The sequence below is a fragment of the Geminicoccus sp. genome, assembly GCF_035556675.1.
Classification (GTDB): domain Bacteria; phylum Pseudomonadota; class Alphaproteobacteria; order Geminicoccales; family Geminicoccaceae; genus Geminicoccus.
Window position 1 is genome coordinate 19,958 of sequence record NZ_DATMFZ010000010.1, and the last position, 19,612, is coordinate 39,569.

General features: G+C 68.6%; 16 protein-coding genes and 1 pseudogene. 9 read left to right on the plus strand and 8 right to left on the minus strand.

The features are described from left to right. The first annotated feature begins 240 nt into the window (after positions 1-240). Complete coding sequence (locus VNS22_RS00770) at positions 241-1,737, plus strand: hypothetical protein (protein WP_325728651.1); 1,497 nt, start codon at positions 241-243, stop codon at positions 1,735-1,737. Positions 1,738-1,788: 51 nt separating this feature from the next. Here VNS22_RS00770 and VNS22_RS00775 read toward each other — a convergent pair whose 3' ends face one another. Further along, positions 1,789-2,322 carry a CHRD domain-containing protein gene (locus VNS22_RS00775; protein WP_325728652.1) on the minus strand — a complete coding sequence of 178 codons (534 nt, stop codon included), beginning with the start codon at positions 2,320-2,322 and terminating at the stop codon, positions 1,789-1,791. Between the two features lie 338 nt (positions 2,323-2,660). Continuing rightward, the gene (locus tag VNS22_RS00780; protein WP_325728653.1) at positions 2,661-3,683 is read right to left on the minus strand and encodes an aldo/keto reductase; all 1,023 of its coding nucleotides are present in this window, start codon (positions 3,681-3,683) and stop codon (positions 2,661-2,663) included. A gap of 141 nt (positions 3,684-3,824) precedes the next feature. On the opposite strand from VNS22_RS00780, the gene ltnD reads away from it, so the two are divergent. The 3 genes from ltnD to VNS22_RS00795 are packed head-to-tail and all read left to right on the plus strand — an operon-like array spanning position 3,825 to position 6,606. Beyond that, the gene (gene ltnD / locus VNS22_RS00785) at positions 3,825-4,700 is read left to right on the plus strand and encodes an L-threonate dehydrogenase (RefSeq protein ID WP_325728654.1); all 876 of its coding nucleotides are present in this window, start codon (positions 3,825-3,827) and stop codon (positions 4,698-4,700) included. Positions 4,701-4,737: 37 nt separating this feature from the next. After that, on the plus strand, positions 4,738-5,532 hold the full coding sequence (locus tag VNS22_RS00790) for an endonuclease/exonuclease/phosphatase family protein (protein WP_325728655.1): 795 nt from the start codon (positions 4,738-4,740) through the stop codon (positions 5,530-5,532). 57 nt (positions 5,533-5,589) lie between these two features. Then, a complete protein-coding gene (locus VNS22_RS00795; protein ID WP_325728656.1) occupies positions 5,590-6,606 on the plus strand; it encodes a lysylphosphatidylglycerol synthase domain-containing protein in 1,017 nt (338 codons plus the stop codon). Between the two features lie 3 nt (positions 6,607-6,609). On the opposite strand, the gene VNS22_RS00800 is transcribed toward VNS22_RS00795, so the two are convergent. From VNS22_RS00800 to VNS22_RS00825, 6 genes are all read right to left on the minus strand, one after another. Then, positions 6,610-8,100 carry a phospholipase D-like domain-containing protein gene (locus tag VNS22_RS00800; RefSeq protein WP_325728657.1) on the minus strand — a complete coding sequence of 497 codons (1,491 nt, stop codon included), beginning with the start codon at positions 8,098-8,100 and terminating at the stop codon, positions 6,610-6,612. 83 nt (positions 8,101-8,183) lie between these two features. After that, positions 8,184-8,891 carry a DUF6064 family protein gene (locus VNS22_RS00805; RefSeq protein ID WP_325728658.1) on the minus strand — a complete coding sequence of 236 codons (708 nt, stop codon included), beginning with the start codon at positions 8,889-8,891 and terminating at the stop codon, positions 8,184-8,186. Next, positions 8,888-9,802 carry an aldo/keto reductase gene (locus VNS22_RS00810; RefSeq protein WP_325728659.1) on the minus strand — a complete coding sequence of 305 codons (915 nt, stop codon included), beginning with the start codon at positions 9,800-9,802 and terminating at the stop codon, positions 8,888-8,890. The genes VNS22_RS00805 and VNS22_RS00810 overlap by 4 nt, the downstream gene beginning before the upstream one ends. Positions 9,803-9,811: 9 nt before the next feature. After that, entirely contained in the window at positions 9,812-12,349 is a 2,538-nt protein-coding gene (locus tag VNS22_RS00815) for an NAD-dependent epimerase/dehydratase family protein (protein WP_325728660.1), read from the minus strand. Between the two features lie 148 nt (positions 12,350-12,497). Next, positions 12,498-14,228, minus strand: coding sequence for an HAD-IIB family hydrolase (locus VNS22_RS00820; protein ID WP_325728661.1), 1,731 nt, complete (start codon positions 14,226-14,228; stop codon positions 12,498-12,500). 24 nt (positions 14,229-14,252) lie between these two features. After that, positions 14,253-14,492, minus strand: a complete 240-nt coding sequence (locus tag VNS22_RS00825; protein WP_325728662.1) for a hypothetical protein — start codon at positions 14,490-14,492, stop codon at positions 14,253-14,255. Positions 14,493-14,815: 323 nt separating this feature from the next. On the opposite strand from VNS22_RS00825, the gene VNS22_RS00830 reads away from it, so the two are divergent. The 5 genes and pseudogenes from VNS22_RS00830 to VNS22_RS00850 all read left to right on the plus strand — a co-directional run. Continuing rightward, complete coding sequence (locus VNS22_RS00830) at positions 14,816-15,919, plus strand: hypothetical protein (RefSeq protein ID WP_325728663.1); 1,104 nt, start codon at positions 14,816-14,818, stop codon at positions 15,917-15,919. Then, on the plus strand, positions 15,916-16,302 hold the full coding sequence (locus tag VNS22_RS00835) for a phage holin family protein (RefSeq protein ID WP_325728664.1): 387 nt from the start codon (positions 15,916-15,918) through the stop codon (positions 16,300-16,302). The genes VNS22_RS00830 and VNS22_RS00835 overlap by 4 nt, the downstream gene beginning before the upstream one ends. Next, positions 16,299-17,681 carry a DUF3618 domain-containing protein gene (locus VNS22_RS00840; protein ID WP_325728665.1) on the plus strand — a complete coding sequence of 461 codons (1,383 nt, stop codon included), beginning with the start codon at positions 16,299-16,301 and terminating at the stop codon, positions 17,679-17,681. Before VNS22_RS00835 ends, VNS22_RS00840 begins: the two co-directional genes overlap by 4 nt. 255 nt (positions 17,682-17,936) lie before the next feature. Further along, the gene (locus VNS22_RS00845; protein WP_325728666.1) at positions 17,937-19,040 is read left to right on the plus strand and encodes an NAD-dependent epimerase/dehydratase family protein; all 1,104 of its coding nucleotides are present in this window, start codon (positions 17,937-17,939) and stop codon (positions 19,038-19,040) included. After that, positions 19,037-19,612: pseudogene (locus VNS22_RS00850) on the plus strand (NAD-dependent dehydratase); the annotation flags it as partial. The gene VNS22_RS00845 and the pseudogene VNS22_RS00850, both read left to right, overlap by 4 nt.

A 19,612-nucleotide genomic window follows, 5' to 3' on the forward strand; every position in this document is an offset into this window, starting at 1 on the left:
CGGCGAAATTCGGCAATTCTTCCGGAAGATGAATAATAATACATTAATGATCCAGCCGTGACGCAACATGTTCTCTAGCAGGATGGAATGATTTACGCTACTTTTAGGCGAATTAAAGGTAGACATAAGCAATTCAGAGTCGAATAGATCGATAGAACTTTCGACAACTTCACGAGCCATGGCCATGGCCAGCCGTTTGCCGACGCTCCGCCATGGCCGGTTTATGACCGGAGAAGGATCATGATGCGTATTCGCGGAGCGATGGGCATCGCTGCCGTGCTGCTGGCGGTGTCCGCTCCGGCTGCGGGCACGGCGCTGGCCACGGAGGCAGCCCCGATCACCGGCCTGGCCGGTCAGGCAGCCCTGGCCGGTGCGGCGAACGACGACGTACTGGCAAGGCGCCTGGACGATCGCGTGAAGCTGCAGCGCACCGCGCATCGGGGCATGGAGTTCGTGCCGATCGCGCGTGCGGGCAGTGCCAAGAACGGCAAGAGCAAGCTCGCCATCGACATCGTCAACCAGATCGAGCTCGACGGGAACGCGCTGGACAACGTGTTCTCCAGCCTCCTGCCGCTCGACTTCAACAACAACGGCACGGCCGAGTTCCTGCACTGGAACGGCCACCGGATCATGCGGCTCTATGGCGGCAAGGGGAACAAGATCTGGGAGATCAGCAACAGTTCCGGCCGGCGCCAGGGCAAGGAAGCCTGGACCCATCGCGACACCGCCGCGATCCTGGACCTGAACGGCGACAAGAAGGAGGACGTCCTCCACTGCTGGCAGTCCGGCTCCACCAGGCTGCTGGTCGCCCGCAACGGCGCCAACGGCAAGGAGATCCGCAAGGTCAGCCTGAGCGGCCAGAGCAACTCGGCTGGCAGCCTGTGCCTGATCTCGGTCTACCGCAAGCAGTCGGACAAGAAGCCGATCGTGATCGTCGCCCAGCAGCAGCCGGGCGGCAGCGCCAAGTGCGACAGCAAGAACTATGTCGACAACTATACCAGGGTCGCCGCCTACGACACCAACCTGAAGCTGCTCTGGACCACCGACACCTGCCATGCCGGCCATCAGACCGCCGGGGTGGACACGAACGGTGACGGTTACATGGAGTATTTCTTCGCCGGCAAGTATGCGCTCGACTTCAACGGCAAGATCCGCTGCTCCCTGAGCGGCTGGAACAGCAAGGACCATGTCGACGCGATCCGGGTCGGCCAGCTCGATCCCGCCTCCAGCCGGTTCACTGCCGTGGCGCTGGGCGCCACTGGCGGCGGTGGCTTCAACGCCGCCGACTGCAAGCGGCTCTGGACCATGCCCAAGGAAATCAAGAACCCGCAGGAGCTGTCGATCGCCCAGCTCGACCCAGCCCCCAAGCCCTTGTCGATCACCGTCACCGAGCGCGGCTCGGATACCACCAAGAGCTACGTGCTCGACAAGGACGGCAAGATCGTCCGCACCATCGGCCACCGCGTCGTGCCGATGCAGAACGCCGAGCTCGACGGCGACACCCGCACCGACGAGCTGGTCTCGATGTTCGGCAACGTGTTCAACAGTGCCGGCAGCAAGATCCTGACGAACAGCTGGTACTGGAATCTCAAGGGCAGCAAGGTGAAGCAGGTGGCCACCGCCAACGAATACGAGGCGTGGACGGCGTTTCCTTTGCTCTACGACGTCGACAATGACGGCCGCGACGAGCTGGTCACCTGGGGCCAGAGCCTGATCGCGGTCGGCCGGCCCCGCTGAAGAGAGGGCCGCGGGGGGATCGCCCGGCCCGCGGCCGTACCGGCGACCGGCTCAGTGATGTCCGTGGCGATGCACGTCGCCGCGGATCTCGCCGGCCGGATACTTGGTCGAGTGCACGTTGACATAGACCGCACCGGCCCGGATCGCGCGGATCAGCTCCGCGATATTGTCGACCCCCTGAGTTGCGGGACCTGTCGCCTGCCGGATCGTTCCGGACACGCGCCCGGACTTCGGGCAGGCGGGCGTGCCGGCCGGGCCGTTGCCGAGATTGGTGCACAGGAAGGCGGAAATGCCGCCATTGACCGCTCTGCGCCCGATATGGATATGCGCCTGAGTCACGGTACTCTCGGTGGCGCGATACTCCAGCACATATTTGATCGTGCTGCCGTCGATGCGCAGCGTGGCGCTGCCGCTGCCCGGCGTGACCAGGGTCGGGACTTCCTGGAAGCTGTCGAGCTTCACCACGAAGACGTTGCGAGGCCGATCGCCCCGGTGGTCGCCATCCTTGGCCTGGACCGCATCACCTGCCACGGCGGCAAGGCAGAACGCGGCGCACAGCGCCCCGATGAGCTTGGCGTGGATCATTGCAACCTCCCTTTCCGGCAAACGCCGCCACGGGCGATGCAGGGCAGATCACCCTGGTTACCAGCATCATCTTCCGCCAAGCTCACGAATAATTCAAGAAGTATTGATTCCAAAAATTTCAATATTTACTTCAATAAATACACCAAGATATTATCAATATGTCAGCACAATTATTTCACAAATCAATCTGCCGCTTTGACATGAGCCAATTCGCGACTTCCAGTCGGACAAAACTTTCTCCCGGAATATCTCCAGCATCTTCCATCATCCATTGCCAGGCATCCGGAACAGGCTGCGAACGCCTGGGCCGGTGCTCTTGCACCGGCCCGAGCGGGGCCTCAGCCCGGTGCTGGGCTGCCCTCGCGCAGCAGACCCTCGTGGCGCAGTTCCGCCCAGAGATCCGCCGGGATCCGGTGGGTCATCAGCCGGACATTGGCCTGGACCTCCTCGGGTTTCACCGCACCCGGGATGATCGACGCCACCTCCGCCAGGCCCAGCGGGAACTGGATCGCCGCTGCGGCCAGCGGCACGCCGTGGCGCTGGCAGACCGCCTCGATCCGGCGGACCCGCTCCAGGATCTCCGGCGGTGCGGGCTTGTAGTTGTACTTCGCCCCCGGGACTGGTCCGGTCGCGAGGATGCCGGAATTGAACGGCCCACCCAGCAGGAAGCTGAACTTCTTCTGCCGTGCCAGCGGCATCAGATCGTCCAGGCCCTCCTGTTCCAGCAGGGTATAGCGGCCGGCGAGCAGGAACACGTCGGGATCGGCATCGGTCGCCAGCCGCTTGCACGGCTCGATCTCGTTCACGCCCATCCCGATCGCCTTGACCACGCCCTGCGAACGCAGCTCGGCCAGTGCCCGGAAGGCCCCCTCGACCGCCTCCTTGTAGCGCTGCTCGTAGGCCTCGCGGGTGCCGTGGGTCCAGATGTCGACATCGTGGATGAACAGGATGTCGATCCGCTCGACGCCCAGCCGCTGCAGGCTGTGCTCCACCTCGCGGAAGGTGCCGTCATAGGAATAGTCGTAGACCGGCTGCATGTTCAGCCCGCCTACCCACTGGCCGCGGTCGATCTGCTCCGGCGGCGTCGGCTTCAGCCAGCGGCCGACCTTGGTCGAGAGCACGTAGGAATCGCGCGGCTGCCGGCGCAGCACATGGCCGACCCGGTGCTCGGACAGGCCGTAGCCATAGAGCGGCGCCGTATCGAACAGCCGGCAGCCGGTATCGTAGGCCGCCTGCACCGTGGCCAGCGCCCGCTCCTCCGGGATCTTCTCGTAGATGTCACCGAGCGGCGCCGACCCGAACCCCAGGACCGGCACGGCTAGGCCCGTCGTCCCGATCTCGCGCGTGGCGAGTTCCGTCATCATCGTCTCCCTGTTGAGCGGGCCGGGATCCTAGTGCGGCGTCCCGGGCAGCGTAAGCGCCCGCAAGGCGATCGACGGCACCGCTTGCCTGCACGGGATGGGCAGCGCAGGTTCGGTCCAGGACCACAAGGAGAACGACCCGTGCATCTCGGCGTGATCGGCCTCGGCTCGATGGGTGGCGGCATGGCCCGTGCCGCGAGCGCCGGGGGCCTGAAGGTCACCGGCTACGACATCCGCCCGACCCGTATCGACGGTATCACCGCCGCGGCCTCGCCGGCCGAGGCGGCCGCCGGAGCCGACATCCTGCTGGTCATGGTGGTCAATGCCGACCAGCTCGAGGCCGCCCTGTTCGGCGAGAACGGTGCCCTTGCCGCCCTGCCCGGGGGTGCGGTCGTCGTGTCGAGCGCCACCATCCCCGCCGAGGACGCGGTGCGGATCGGCGAGCGGGTCGAGGCAGCCGGCCATCCCTATCTGGACGCCCCCGTCTCGGGTGGTGCCGCCAGGGCCGGCACGGGCGAATTGACCTTCATGGCCTCGGGCAGCGAGGCGGCGTTCGCCAAGGCAGCGCCCATGCTGGATGCCTGTGCTGCCAAGGTGTTCCGCCTTGGCCCGAAGATCGGGATCGGTTCCACGGTCAAGACCGTCCACCAGCTCCTGGCCGGCGTGCATATCGCGGCTGCCGCGGAAGCCATGGCGCTGGGCGTGCGTGCCGGGGCGGACGCAAAGGAGTTGTTCGAGGTGATCAGCAACGCCGCCGGGCGTTCCTGGATGTTCGAGAATCGCGTCCCGCACATGCTGGCACGCGACTTCACGCCCCACTCTGCCGTGGAGATCTTCGTCAAGGACTTGGGATTGGTGCTGGATACCGGGCGCAGCCTGCGCTTTCCCCTGCCGGTCGCGGCGGCGGCCCACCAGCAGTTCCTGGCAGCGGCGGCGGCCGGGTTCGGCGGCGAGGACGATGCCGCGGTGGTCAAGGTCTATGAGCGCCTGGCAGGGATCGAGGTGAAGGAAAGCTGATCTCCATAGCAGCCTTCCCCGCATGGAGAGCCGGGCCGTGCCGCGCATCGTCACCTACAATGTCCATAGCTGCATCGGCACCGACCGCCGTCACGCACCGGAGCGCATCGCCGAGGTGCTGGCGGCACTCGAGCCGGACATCGTGGCCCTGCAGGAGCTCGATGTCGGCCGCGCCCGCAGCGGCGGGGTCCACCAGGCAGAGCTGATCGCCCAGCGGCTCGGCATGAGCATGCTGTTCCACCCGGCGGTCACCGTGCTGGAGGAGCAGTATGGCGACGCCATCCTGTCCACCCTGCCCTGCCGGTTGGTGCGGGCCAGTCCCCTGCCCGGGCCGGCGCGCGGCCTGTTCCTGGAGCCGCGTGGCGCGCTCTGGGCCGAGATCAGCGTGGCGGGCCGGCCGCTCCAGGTGATCAACACCCATCTGGGCCTGCTGGGTGCGGAGCGCCTCCTGCAGAGCCACGCCCTGCTGGGGCCTGACTGGCTGGGCCATCCCAATTGCCAGCCGCCTTTGATCCTGGCCGGTGACTTCAACGCACCTTCGGCCAGCGCCACGTTCCGACGGCTGCGCCGTCACCTGCACGAGGCACAGGGCAGCCAGCCGGGCCGGCGCCTCCCCACCTTCCCGAGCCGCATGCCGATCATGGCCCTCGACCACCTGTTCTACCGGGGCCCAGTCGCGGTGGAGCGGGTGAGCGTGGTGCGGACCAAGCTGACCCGGCTGGCCTCCGACCATCTGCCGCTGGTGATGGACTTCCAGGTGGGCGATCTGCCCGATCCGGCGGAGGCGGATCATCCTACGGCCTCCGGAGCCGCGCCCGTCCTGTCCGGTTGATGACAGGAGGATGGCGGCGGAAGTGACCGCCGCCGCGGCCACGGGATCACCGGATCGATGCAGGCAGCCAGCGCGGATGAGAGCAGCCCGCCGGAGGGCGCGCAGGGCAAAGGACGACCGTGGCGACGCTGGGTGACGGTCGGCGTCAGCGTGGCTGCCGTGAGCCTCGCCGCCTTTCTGCTCTACCGGACCTTCTCGCGCTACAGCTGGCAGGAGCTGGTCGATTCGGTCGCGTCGGTGCCGGTGGGCAACCTGCTCCTGGCCGGCCTGTTCGCAGCACTCAGCTATCTGTGCCTGACCGGCTTCGACTGGATGGCGACCCGCTATGTCGGCAAGCGCCTGCCCTACCCGCAGGTGGCGCTGGCCTCGTTCCTGAGCCTGTCCATGGGCCACACGATCGGCATGGCCGCCCTCAGCAGCGGCATGATCCGCTACCGCTTCTATTCCCGCTGGGGCCTGAGCAACGAGGAGGTCGCCAAGGTCATCCTGTTCTGCGGTTTGACCGTCGGGATCGGCCTGATAGCGCTGGGAGGTGCCGGCCTGCTGGTCCGCCCGGACCTCGGCCAGCGCATCACCGGCCTGGGCGAGCCGGCCATGCTGGCCTTGGGTGCCGGCTGCCTCGCCCTCGTGGCCCTCTATCTCGTGCTGGCGGCCTTCCTGCGCCGGCCGCTGCACCTGTGGCGCTGGTCCTTCCAGATGCCGGGCCTGCGCCTGGCGATAGCGCAGGTCGTGATCGGCACGACCAACTTCATGCTGGTCGCCGCCTGCCTCCACCAATCACTCGCCGCGTTCACCGAGATGCCTTATCTCGGCATCGCCGCCATCTTCGTGATCGCCAACGTCACCACCCTGATCTCGCACGTGCCGGGCGGGCTCGGGGTGATCGAGAGCGTGGTGATGTTCATCCTCAAGGGTGAGGACGTGATCGGCGGGTTGATCGCGTTCCGCTGCATCTATTTCTTCATCCCGCTCGCGATCGGCGGCACGATCTTCCTGCTGACCGAGCTGGTGTTTCGGGCACGCGGCAGGCAGGGACAGGAGCAGACGGGGCAGTCCAACCCGGCCCCGGCCTGAGCGTCAGGAAGGTGCAAGGGTGGCCCGCCCGGACCGCCGCCGGCCGAGCCGTCGCCAGCGTTCGCCGATCGGCTCCTTCGGGTCGAGCAGGGCCGTGCCGATCACCGGCCCGATCCGGCCGTTCGGGCTGACCCCGGCAAAGTCGCGCAGCCCCTTGCCTTGCGCCTGCAGTGCCCGGATCGCGCGGATGGTCGAGCCATGCTCGACCGTGGCCGCCCGCAATTCCTCCGGCGTCACGCGAAGATGGCCCGCCAGGAGCTGACGCCGGATGGTGGCGATCGACTGGCGGTCCGCGTCGCCCTGTGCCTCGATCGCGAGGTCGCACTCGGTGTCCAGCCCGACCGAGCGGTTGTTGATGTTGGCCGACCCGACCTTCAGGAACCGGTCGTCGATGATCATCAGCTTGGCGTGGATCAGGATGTCGATATCGCCGCCAGGCGACGGGCTGCACGTGTAGTAGCCGCCGAACCGACCGTGCCGGTCGGCCCGCATCAACCGGCGCAGCACCCGGTCCCGGTTGCGGCCCATGATGAACTGCTCGAGCGTGCCGGGCAGGCGGCGGCTCATCAGCACCACGACCTCCGGCCCGGTCGGCTGGCGTAGGCTCTGCTCCAGCAGTTCGGCCACCTCGAAATTGGCGAAGTACTGCGCCTCGATATAGATGCAGCTTCGGGCCGCCGCGATCGCGTCGAGCGTCAGCGCGCTGATCTCGTGGACGGGCGGAAAGGTGCGCCAGGCCGGCAGGGTGCGCGCCACCGCCACCTCCGTATCGATGAACTGCGGCTCCAGGCCGGGCGGCCAGAGCTCGCCCCGCTCCGTAGCGGGCACGGGCGGCGGCTCCTCGCCCCGGGCGCGCTGCCAGCGGGACCTGGCCACGGCCGCTACCGCCTCGGCCGCCTTCCCCTCCACCGCCATCTGCATGTCGTGGACCGGCTCGTAGAGGTCGCCCTCGGGGTCGATCCGCCGCCGGTCACGGGCCTTGTGGCGCCAGGTGTCCCAGCGCTTCACCGTCAGGTCGATCCCGCCCACGAAGGCCAGCTGGTCGTCGATGCAGACGATCTTCTGGTGATGCGCCGCATAGACCGGATGCTCGCGGTCGAGCTTCAGGTGGATGCGCGGATGCTGCTCCCAGGCCTGATTCAGCAGCAGCTCCGACGGGGCGCTCGGCGCATGGACCACGGCGAAGCTCCACACCAGGATGTGGATCTCCAGTTCCGGTTTGGCCTCCACCAGCTGACGCAGCATGGCACCCAGCGGCTGGCAGGTTTCTTCCGTGGGGCAGAGCCGGATCCGCCCGTCAAAGTCCCAGCCGATGATCAGGATCGAGTGACGGGCCTGCTGGAAGGCCTGGGCGAGCCGGGCGAAGTAGGTGGCGGCATCGGGCAGGAGGGCCGCGCGGGACGCAGGGGCAATCCGCCAGCAGTTCCGGCCGGGCTGGAGGATCGCTGGCGGCTCCGCCTCGGCCGGTGGGTTCGTGTCATGCTCCTCGGTCATCTCGATCCTCGATGGGAGGGCAGGCGTCCCGGCCGACGTTTCCGCCGCTCCGGCCCCGGTCCCGTCATAACATCCGGAAACAGTCATGCGCAGTGCTGCCGGGGCTGCCGGGGCTGCCGGCCCCCCAGGTGCGCCCGGTCCCACCAGGCCAGGCCGATGCCACCCGCCAGCAGGAGCAGGGCCAGGCAAGGCACCAGCCAGGCATCCGGGGCTGCCATGGCCAGCAGCGTCAGCCCGGCCACCGCGCACCACAGCAGCGGGACGGGCACCAGCAGCCAGCGCCACCAGCCGGTGCAGCCGGCCAGCACCGCCAGCGTCGCGAGCGCGGTCGAATCGGGCAGGACCAGGGCCAGGTCGGCCTGCTGCCAGCTCCGCCCCGCGAGCGGTGCTGTGACGATCGGCAGGAGGCAGGCAGCGGCGAACAGGCCCACGGCGGCGCGGCGGCGGCCCGGGCCGGCAAGGCCGAGCCGGCCGGACAGGCCCAGCGCCAGCAGGGCCAGCGCCTCCAGCAGGAAGGCCAGTGCGGCCCCGCCCGCCGCCCAGTTGATCGTGGCGTAGCGCAGCCAGAACCAGGCCCAGGCCACGAACAGCCAGCCTGCCGCCAGCACCAGCACGACCGCGCGCAGGCCATGGCCGCGCCATATCAGCACGCCCACCAGCACCAGTGCCGCGCCCGCCAGCAGTTGCGCCGGCCACACCGCCGCGTGGTGCAGCTCGATCAGCCGGAAATAGGTGCGCGGCGCGAACAGGAGAAAATCCTCCAGCGCGTAGCTGCCCCAGTCGTCGATCACAGCACCGCCTCGACGTCGGCGGCGATCTGGCGGCGCAGGGCCGCATCCGGCAGCGGACCCTCGGCCGCCTGCAGGTTCTCCTGCACGTGATCCACCCGCGTGGTCGCCGGAATGGCGCAGGTCACCGCCGGATGGGCCAGGATGAACTTCAGGAGCAGCTGCCCCCAGCTCTTACAGCCAAGATCTTCCGCGACCGGCGGGAGCGGCTGCCCCTCCAGCGAGCGGGTGAGCGCACCCTGCCGGAACGGCCGGTTGACGATCACGCCGATGCCCCGGTCCTGCGCCAGCGGCAGGATCCGTTCCTCCACCTCGCGGTCCAGCACGTTGTAGGTCACCTGGACGAAGTCGAGCCGGTGCCCCTCCATTACCCGGACAAACTCGTCGTGGCGCCGCCCTTCCGAAGTGGTGATGCCGACATGACCGAGTTGCCCGGCCGCCTTCATTTCCTGGAGCAGCGGCAGCTTCCTTTCCCAGTCCACGAGGTTGTGGACCTGGAGCAGGTCGAAGCGGGGCACGCCCCAGAACTGGCGGGATCGCTCGATCTGCGCCGCCCCGTCCCCGGACGTCCAGACCTTGTCCGCGGCGAACAGGCCGGGCGGGGGGCCGAGCTTGGTGAGGCCATGGCCGATCACCGGCTGCGACGAGCCGTACATCGGCGAGGAATCGATCATGCCGCCGCCGGCTGCGAAGAACGCCGCCATCACGTCCGCGCACTCGTCGCGCAGCACCGGATCGTCGCCCACGTTGAAGGTGATCCAGGTGCCGAGCCCGACGGCCGGCACGGCCCGACCGGATGACGGCACCGTGCGGGTCGCGGGTGCTGCGGCGGCCGGTCCCGCCACAAGCAGCGGTGCCGCCGCGATCGCCCCCAGCATCTCCCGCCGTCGCCAGCCCTGAACCTTGTCCGGCATGGCCCCTCCTCAGACGATCAGGTGGTTCCAGCCACCAAAGTCCTCCTCGCTGCGCTCGCCACGCGGCAGGCTGAGCACGACCAGCAGGCCGCCCAGCACCACCGCGGCGATCTGATCGGCCAGCCCCGCCCCGCCCAGGACGAACGGCGAGGCGACCACCCAGGCACCGATCGCCACGTTCAGGAAGCGGAGAGCGCGCGCGATCTCGGCCATGGCGGTCACCGCGATGGTGATCACCAGGCAGCCCATGATGTGGTGGCTGAAGTACAGCTCGCCGCTGGTGCCCAGGAACAGGGGCGTGGCCATCAGCAGGACGCCGATCGCGGTCGAGGCCGCCAGGGTCCAGGGGAAATTGACCCCGCCCTTCAGGAACTCAACCATCAGGCTGCCGAGCGGCTGGCTGAAGCCGGGCGACGGGTCCTTGTCGTCCGACAAGGCCGGCCCGCCGCGCCAGAGCGTGCGCCAGAACGGCAGGCCCGCGCGCTTCGCCCGGATCAGGTACTGGCAGGTCGCCAGCACCTCGTCGACCGAGTAGGGGATCAGGATCACCGTCACCGCCGCCTGGAGCAGGCAGAGCGTGCACAAGGCGCCGATGATCGTCGGCTGGATGATGATGAAGATCAGGCTGACCGCACCCAGCGGGATGATCAGCATGCCGAACAGCAGGACCAGCCAGGGCATGGTCCGCCAGCGGCGCCGGTCACCGGCGGCACCGGTCACGATGTCCAGCATGTAGGCGGCAGCACCGAAGCCGGCATCCGCGATCGGAAAACCCTTGGACACGGCCGAAGTGATCACCGCGACCGAGCCGTTCGCAGCTTCGTTGGTGCCGGGCCCGAAGAACGGGTCCCAGACGCTGTCGATGTGGCCGAGCTGGTAGGCGGCGAGATAGCGCGACACGAACAGGCCGACGAAGGCCAGCGCCACGATCGGCGCACGCTGGGTGTAGCTGGAGGGCGAGTAGGACCAGCCGAGCGGCCGGTCGCCCTCCGTGGCCAGGGCTTCCCGCGCGATGCCGGGCTGGGGGGCGATGATCACCGCGAACGTGATCAGCAGCAAGCCCACCAGCGTGTCGCTGCCATAGGCGGCGGCACTGGTGGTCCAGAACAGGAGCGGGGCCAGCAGGAGCCAGCAGCCGAGCCCGGCCACCACCCAGGCCGCCCAGCCGCGCCCGCGGTCGAGCGCCAGCTTCGAGAACAGGATGACCAGCAGCCCGGTGACGATCTCGCTGATCCCCAGCCACCAGTTGCGCACGGAAGCATCAGGCAGCTCATGGCCCAGTGCCGGCGGGGGCGGCAGCGGGCCAACCGGATCGAACAGGCCGTGGATGAAGGGCGAGGCCACCAGCCAGGCGCCCAGCATCATGTTGAGCAGATGGCACCAGTCGGTCCGGTCGCGCTCCTGCTCCATCGCCTCGTCGGCCTGGCGCAGCCGTGCCTCGGACAGATGCCCGATCTGCTCGGCCGCCTGCTCGATCACCGGATCGGCGGCGGCCACCGTGGAAGGGTCGAGCTTGTTGCGGGCGTACCAGCCGGGCGGGTCCCGCTTCAGGCGAGCGACGATGCCGGGCAGGGTCGCCATCACGTCGTGCTGCGGCCGCCAGCCCAGCAGCCGCTCCGCACGCGAGATGTCGAGCTCGTAGTGATCCTCGGACATCGAGGTCATCCACGGCTTGATGTAGCTGTCCTGCTCCAGGACCTCGGTCTGCATCCAGCTCCCGACCTGGGCCAGCGGCTTGGGCAGGGACAGCGTCCGCCAGTCCTCGTCATGGATCAGCCGGCCGAGCGTGCGCTGCATCTCGCGATAGGTGGGGGTGTTGGTCTCGCCCAGGAGGAAGGCAGTATGCTTTGGCAACTCCTGGCGCCGCTCCACGATTCGGAACACTGCGTCCACGAAGTCGTCCAGGTGCAGGTAGGGCTGGCCGCGGTCGAGGTCGCCGGCGAACAGGTAGGCGGTCGGCAGCCGCTCATAGATCCGCGCAATCTGCTGGGCGAGGAAGGCGGCGCTGCCGTCGTCGTCGTAGATGCCGGCCGGGCGCAGGATCACGGTCGGGATGTCGCCGCGCTCCGCCTCCACCACCTGCTCCGCCGCGACCTTGGAGGCCGGATAGGCCCAGGGCGGATCAATCGGGTGGTCCTCGTCGATGCGCACGCCGGGCTCGGCCGGCGCATGCACCAGCATGGTGCTGGCGAACACGAACTGCCCGGTCTGGCCGTCCCGGAGCGCCCGGATCAGCCGCCCGGTGCCGTCCACCGTGATCTTCTGGTAGAGCGGATGGTCCTCGCCGGTGATGTCGTAATAGGCGGCCAGGTGGATGACCGAGGCGATCGGCCCGCCGCTGATCCGCCTAGCCTCGGCGACGGCAGCGCGCACGCTGTCCTCCGAGGCCAGGTCGAACTCCAGCGAGGTCATGCCCTCGACCGGCTGCCTGGGCAGGCTGACGTCCAGGCCGATCACCCGGTAGCGCTCCATCAGGCGGCGGGCCAGCGCCGTCCCCAGGAAGCCGTTGCTGCCGGTGATGATCACGGTGTCGGCTGCCGGGGCCATCATCGCTCCACGTGCGGTTCACTGGCTGGCAAACCCCGCGCCGGACGGCAGGTTCCGAATTCCCGAGGCAAAGTCGTGGAAATGGTCGCCGGACGTCCCGCCGGGCACGATGGAGTGCCGCTGAACGGACCATGTGGGGCCGCCGCGCTCAGTCCTGCGCCTTGACCGCCACCGTGTAGTGGCGCTCGATCGCTTCCCTGACCGCCCGGCGGCTCGTCGCGGGATCGGCCTGTTCGGGCAGCTCGCGGACCTCCTTGGCGAGCCGGTCGTCCTTGACCGCCCCCTCGAACCAGCGCGCATAGTCGCCATTCTGGAGGTGGAACAGCCAAGTCGCGTCGTCGACGCCCTCGGCGATCTGCAGGAAGATCATGAGGTTGTTGGCGCGCAGGTTGAGCTTCCCGTCCGGCCCGCGGAAATAGAAGCTCCGCTCCGGGCCGAGATCGCCCTGGGCGTACTTGCGCACATGGCGTTTCAGCCGCTCCTTGGGCGGGTCCACCTCGACCTTTTGGACCGCCCCGTCCTGCCACAGGATGCCGTGGCGCGGCTCCAGCGGTGCGGCGGGCACCTCGCCCACCGGCTTGCCCGAGACTTGCCCGAACTCCTCCAGCACCCGTTTCGGGTCGCTGCCGACCGCCAGCACCGTGGTGGCGGTCCGGGCGAGCTTCGGCGCCAGCGATTCCGGGTGCACGGTGATCATGAGGGTGGCCGGCAGGCATTCCGGCACGACCGCCTCGGCCGGCACCCATTCCCGCGGAAACATGTGGTGGGCCTCGTCGATCAAGAGCCAGTGCGGCCGGCCGGCCTCGGCGCGCAGGCGCTGGATCTCCGGCAGGAGGCGCATCAGGAAGCCTGGCCGCTCGTCGATGTCGAACCCCAGGAGGTTGACCACCACGTTCTCCATGCGCGAGCCCAGCAGTTCCACCACCTCCTCGAGCACGGGCGGCTGCTGCGCGTCGCCCAGCACCATCGCGTCCTTGAACTCGCCGTAGTCGCCTTCCGGGTCGATCACGCAGAACTGGAAGCCCCGCTCGACGCAGCGCTCCAGCACCGTGGTGGCGATAGTCGACTTGCCCCCGCCCGAGATCCCAGCGATCAGCGTGGCCCCGTCGCGCGGATCCAGCTCGATCATCGCGGCATCTTCGCCGTCGTCGACCGGCCGGGCGAATGGCACCTTGCGCCGCAGCGCGGCACGCGGGTCGTCCAGGTCGTTGTCCAGCAGTGCTGAGACGAGTTCGGCCACGCCTGCCCCGCGTGGGGCCTCCGTCACGATCTCGGCCGCCTCCTTCAGCGCCGGCAAGGCATTGGCCACCGCCACCGCGACCCCGCACTCAGCCAAAAAGGCGTAATCGTTCTCCGCGTCGCCCACGCCCACCACGTTGTGTGCCGAGATGCCCAGCCGCTCCAGCGCGGCATGCAGGCCGGACGCCTTGTTGACGCCCGGCGGCAGCACCATCACCGCACCCTTGTTGAAGATGATCTGCAGCTCCAGGCCGAGTTCCCGGATCGCCGCCAGCACGTTGTGCTCGTGCGGCGTCCAGGTGGCGAGGATGCAGCGGCCGACCGAGAGCGGCTCGACCCCCTCGGCCCGGAGCCGCTCGACCAGGGCCGGAGGCGGGGGCTCGCCCAGCACCGTCTCGGTCTTGCTGGCCGGTTCATAGAGCAGCCCGCCATTCTCCAGCACGGCCAGGTCGAACAGCTCCAGCTCCGGGAAGACCCGCTGCAGGTCCGGCAGCTCGCGGCCGCTCACCATGATCAGGCGCCGCCCCGACTTCTTCAGCTCCTGAAGTGCCTCGAGCGTGGCCCGATCCACGCGTCCATGCTCGGCAATCGTGCCGTCATAGTCGGTGGCAAGCGCCAGGTAATACATTGAGCTCACCATGCAGTTGCTGGCGCCTGCGAACGGTCAGCCCGCCCGGTCGTTGCCCTGCAGCGTGGACGGCCCGGGCTTCGGCTGACGCTCGTCGACCGCCTTCTCGACCTGGCGGGTGATCGGGTTCTCCGCGCCGCGGTTCGCCAGCTTCTCCGCATCGGGCACGGCCCGGTCGACCGCCTGCTCGAGGCCCGGATCGGCGTTGCCGTCACCCTGGCCCGGCCGCGGTGTCGAAGCGCCGGAGCCAGTGGTCTGATCAATGCGATTGGCCATGTTCCGCCTCCTCGTTCTGCTCGCAGCGCAACGTGATGCCCTGGCCCATGGTTCCGCTCGCGAGCGCCGCCCCGTCATCCGGACCGGCGGTGCAGATTGCACGGCGGCCGATGGAACTTTGACGAACTGCTCTTGTTCAATGGGCTCAGGTTCGAGGACGCAATCCAGGCGGAGACAGGACGGAATTCGAGCTCGCAGCCATTGGTCGTCATCAAGTTCATGATCGCGGTTTTTACCATGATCTACTGGTGAAATCCGACCGCACGGGCGCTTCCGTCTGCAGATCTCACCGTGTGGAGACGCACCAACCAAAGGTTATTGTCATGGCTACGGGCTCGACGGACTACCGAACGGATCCTACCCTGACTTCCCCGTCGACGAACACCGGACTTACCGGAAGCCGGAAGGAAGCCGATCAGCAGGTCGGCGCGGCCAAGGGCGCTGCCCGTGACACCGTCGACCAGACGAAGGCGGAAGCGAACCGGCTGGGCGAGGATCTCAGGAGCGAGGGCAAGAGCCTCGCGCACGACCTCAAGAATCAGGGCCGTGAAGTGGCCGATGCCGCCAGGGAGCGGGCACAGGGCCTGGTCGAGGAACAGAAGGCGGCCGGGGCCGAGCAGGTGAGCGGGATCGCCCGTGCTGCGAGCCGGGCCGCGGATGAGCTGGAGCAAAGCTCGCCGCAGCTTGCCCAGTTCGTGCGGCAGGCAGCCAGCTCGGCCAACGAACTCTCGGACTCCCTGCGCAACCGCAAGATCGGCGACATCCTGCAGGACGCGACGGACTACGCACGACGCGAACCGGTGGTCTTCTTCGGCCTCACCGTGCTCGCCGGCTTCGCCCTGTCCCGCTTCCTCAAGAGTTCGGCCGCGCCGGGCAGCCAGAACTATTACGGTAGTGGCGGCTACCAGGGCCGCGGTCCACAGGACAGCCAGGGCTACGATCAGGGTGGCCACTACCGAGGTGGCTATTATCAGGGCGGCCGCTACCAGGGCGGCAGCCGGCCGGACAGCCAGTACGGCGACACCCATCGCTCGTCAGGCGGCTACACCGGCAGCTATCCCGGTTCGGGCGAGGAGGGCATCCGGTCGGGCGGCATGGGCCATGGCGGCACCGGCCGGGCCGACACCGCTACCCAGAGCAGCACGGGCTATGACGCATCCCGTACCCCCAGCTCTACCAGCCCCGCTGCCGGTACCGGCACCTCCTCGGTGGGTGGCGCCTCTTCCGTAGGTGGCACCACTTCCATGGCTGGCGCGTCCTCCATGGCGGGCACTTCCTCCACGACGGGCGTGCGCCAGGCAGCCGAGCTCGCCGGAGCGACCAGCGGTGCCGTCAGCAGCGTCGCCGGCACCAGCAGCGCCAAGGCCGACCCGTCGCACAAGGGCTCGGGCAGCCGCGGACCGACCGGTGGAGGGTCCGGCGTATGATCCAGGATCGTCCCATCACTTCCCTGTTCTCCGATCTGATCGAGAACGTCACCACCCTGTTTCGCAAGGAGGTGCAGCTCGCCAAGGCGGAGCTTTCCGAGAAGGCCGGGCAGGTCGGCACGGCATCGGCGTCGGTGGGCGTCGGCGGCGTCATCCTGCTGGGCGCCTTCATCATGCTCCTGCACGCGATCGTGGCCTGGCTCGCGGTGGCCGGCCTCGGAACCCATTGGGGCTTCCTGATCGTGGCGGTCGTGGTCGGCATCATCGGCTACGTCGCCCTGCAGAAGGGCATCAACAATCTCAAGGCGGCCCGGCTGATGCCGACCAAGACGGTCGAGCAGCTGCAGCGTGATGCTGCCGTGGCCAGGGAGCAGGTGCGATGAGCAGCTACGACGAGAAGTCCAGCAACGAGATCGAGCGCGAGGTCGAGAACAGCCGTGATCAGGTGCGCCGCACCCTGGCCGAGCTCAGCGAGCGCATGTCGCCCGGCCAGCTGGTCGACCAGGCGATGGACTACATGAAGACCTCGAACGGCACCGAGCTCGCCCAGAACCTGGGCCGCCAGGTCCGGGACAACCCCCTGCCGCTCCTGCTGGTCGGTGCCGGGATCGGCTGGCTGATGCTGGGTGGCCAGCCGGCGGTGCAGCGCCGGCTCGGCCATGACGACCGCCGCCGCTGGCATCCGGACGACGAGCGCCTGGGCGCGCCGCTGGCGGCCTATGGCACCGGCGTCCCGCACCGCCCGACCGGCACCAGCAGTGGCGTGGACAGCATGCCGCGGCCGGGCAGCCAGTATGCTACTTCGGGCAGCCAGGGCCATTCGCCCTCGATCACGGAGCGGGCCAGCTCGGCGGCACACTCGGTCGGCCAGACCGGCGGAGCGGCGCTCCATGCGGTGAGCGATGCTGGCAGCAACGCCGCCAGCGCGGTGAGCCGTGCCGGCAATTCGGCGGCCAGCGCCATCAGCGGCGCTGCCAGCAGCGTCTCGAACGAGGTGGCGTCCACCTATGGCCGGGCCAGCGACGCAGCGGCCTCGGCCTATGACAGGGCGAGCGAGGCGGCGACGGCCGGCTACCAGGGCGCCATGCATCGGGCGCAGCAGACCGGGCACGCGATCAGCGGCACTGCCAGCCATCTGGCGCATGAGGCGGCCCATCTGAGCGAGCAGGCCCGGATCGCCAGCGAGCGGGCGGCCCATTATGCCCAGGAACGGTTCGGCCGGGTGATCGAGGACCAGCCGCTGGTCCTGGGCGGCATCGGCCTCGCCATCGGTGCGCTGCTGGGCGCTGCCCTGCCGCGCACCCGGATGGAGAACCGCCTGGTGGGCGAGACCGCCGACCAGTTCAAGGACGCAGTGGTCGATACCGCCTACCAGCAGTACGAGCATGCGGCGGAGGTGGCGACGGACACCTACCGGAACGTGGTCGAATCGGTCCAGGAAAGCGGCGTTACCGACAAGGTCGTCGGTGCCGTGTCCCAGGCGGCCGACAAGATCCGCGAGACGGCCCATTCGGCGACCGAGCAGGCTCACCAGGCGATCGATGCCACGGCCGACAAGGCCAAGCAGAAGGCAGGCAGCGCCGGCCGGAGCGAAGGCGGCACCGGGTCGAGCACCAGTGCCGCAGGGTCGGGCACGACCGGTTCGACCGGCTCCAGCCCGTCCAGCACCGGCAGCACGGCATCGGCAGGGGTAACCTCGCCCGGCAGTGCCCGGACCGGCACGTCCGTGCTGGATGATGCGAGCAGAGATCGAGAGCGCTGATCCGGGCAGGATCGCCTGGAACCCGCCGGCCGGCCCAGACAAGGGGCCGGCCGGCGGCACTGCTTTTCTGGAAGCGGCGTGACCAGACGATCCGGAAGCGTGCCATTGGTGCGGTACTGTTGACACGCTCATCATGAAATTACCGTATCGTAAGCATCTTCTTTTACATCTTTATCTTCCTCTTCGGGAACAACCTCCGCCTGCAACTGTTGATCTGCAGGGCTGCCCCGGGCAGCGATGGCGGAGAAGACATGGATGGCGGCGACCTATCTCGTCACCGGCGGCGCCGGGTTCATCGGGCGGCATCTGTGCGATGAGCTCCTGCGTGCGGGCCACAAGGTCCGCGTGATCGACGGCCTGGTTCCGCAGGTGCATGGCGATGTGGAGCCGTCGCTCCCCGCCGGGGTGGAGTTCCTGGAGGGTGACCTGCGCGATGCCGGCCTGGTCCGGCGCGGCCTCCAGGGCGTGGATGGCGTGTTCCATCTGGCCGCCGAGGTCGGGGTCGGCCAGAGCATGTATGAGATCGCCCGCTATGTCGGCGGCAACGACCTAGCCACCGCCGTATTGCTCGAGAACATGATCGACGAGCCGGGCCGCCGTCTGGTGGTGGCCTCGTCGATGAGCGTGTACGGTGAAGGGCTGTACCGGACCGCGGACGGGACGCGGGTGGGTGCCGTGCGCCGCATGGCCGGCGAGGCCTCCGGCTGGGATCCGGTGGCGCCGGACGGCGTGCCGCTGGTGCCGGTGCCGACCGACGAGACCAAGCAGGTCGACCTGGCCTCCATCTATGCCCTGACCAAGTACGCGCAGGAACGCGCCTGCCTGATCACGGGCGCGGCCTACGGCATCGAGACGGTGGCGCTCCGGCTGTTCAACGTGTTCGGCCCGGGCCAGGCCCTGTCCAACCCCTATACCGGCGTGCTCGCCAATTTCGGCGCGCGCCTCCTGCACGGCCAGCCGCCGATCATCTTCGAGGACGGCCAGCAGCAGCGCGACTTCGTCCATGTGCGCGACGTGGCAAGGGCCTTCCACCTGGCCATGACCAGCCCGGCCGCCGCCGGCCATGTGGTGAACATCGGCAGCGGCCGCGCCTACACCATCGCCCGGGTTGCCGAACTGCTGGCCGACGCCATGGACGTGCCCGAGCTGGCGCCGCAGTTCCTGGGCAAGGCCCGGGCCGGCGACATCCGCCACTGCTTTGCCGACATCGGCAAGGCGCGGGATCTCCTGGGGTATTCACCGAGCGGCTACTTGGAGGACCAGGTCGGCGAGCTGGCCGCGTGGATCCGGGCCCAGGACGCGCAGGACCGCGGCGAGGACGCCAAGCGGCAGCTCGAAGCGCGCGGTCTGGTCGCATGAGGGCAGCGCCCCCAGCAAGGCCGTTTGGCTTCGTCGAGTGGTTCCGCCAGGGCGAGTACGACCGGGTGCGCGAGGCGGTAGCCGGGATGCGCTCGGCCGGTGCCACCCGCCTGCGCACCCACCTGTCCTGGGCCGAGTTCCATACGCCCGGTGGTGCCGAGTGGTATGACTGGCTGATCCCGACCCTCGGCCGGGAATTCGATCTCCTGCCCTGCGTGCACTACACGCCGCCGTCTTTGTCGCGCACCGGCCACTCCGCCGGACCGCCCCGCCGGCTCCTGGATTATGCCGACTTCATCGACATGGTGCTGACCCGCTACGGCCGGCATTTCAGCCATGTCGAGCTGTGGAACGAGCCCAACAACCTGCTCGACTGGGACTGGCGGGTCGACCACGACTGGCAGCTGTTCTGCGAGATGGTGGGAGCTGCCGCCTACTGGACGCGGCAGCGCGGCTGGCAGGCAGTGCTGTGCGGCCCCTCCCCGTTCGATGCCCACTGGCTCGACCTGATGGGCCAGCGCAACCTGCTGGCCGAAGTGGCCGCGGTGGGCTTTCACGGCTTTCCCGGCACC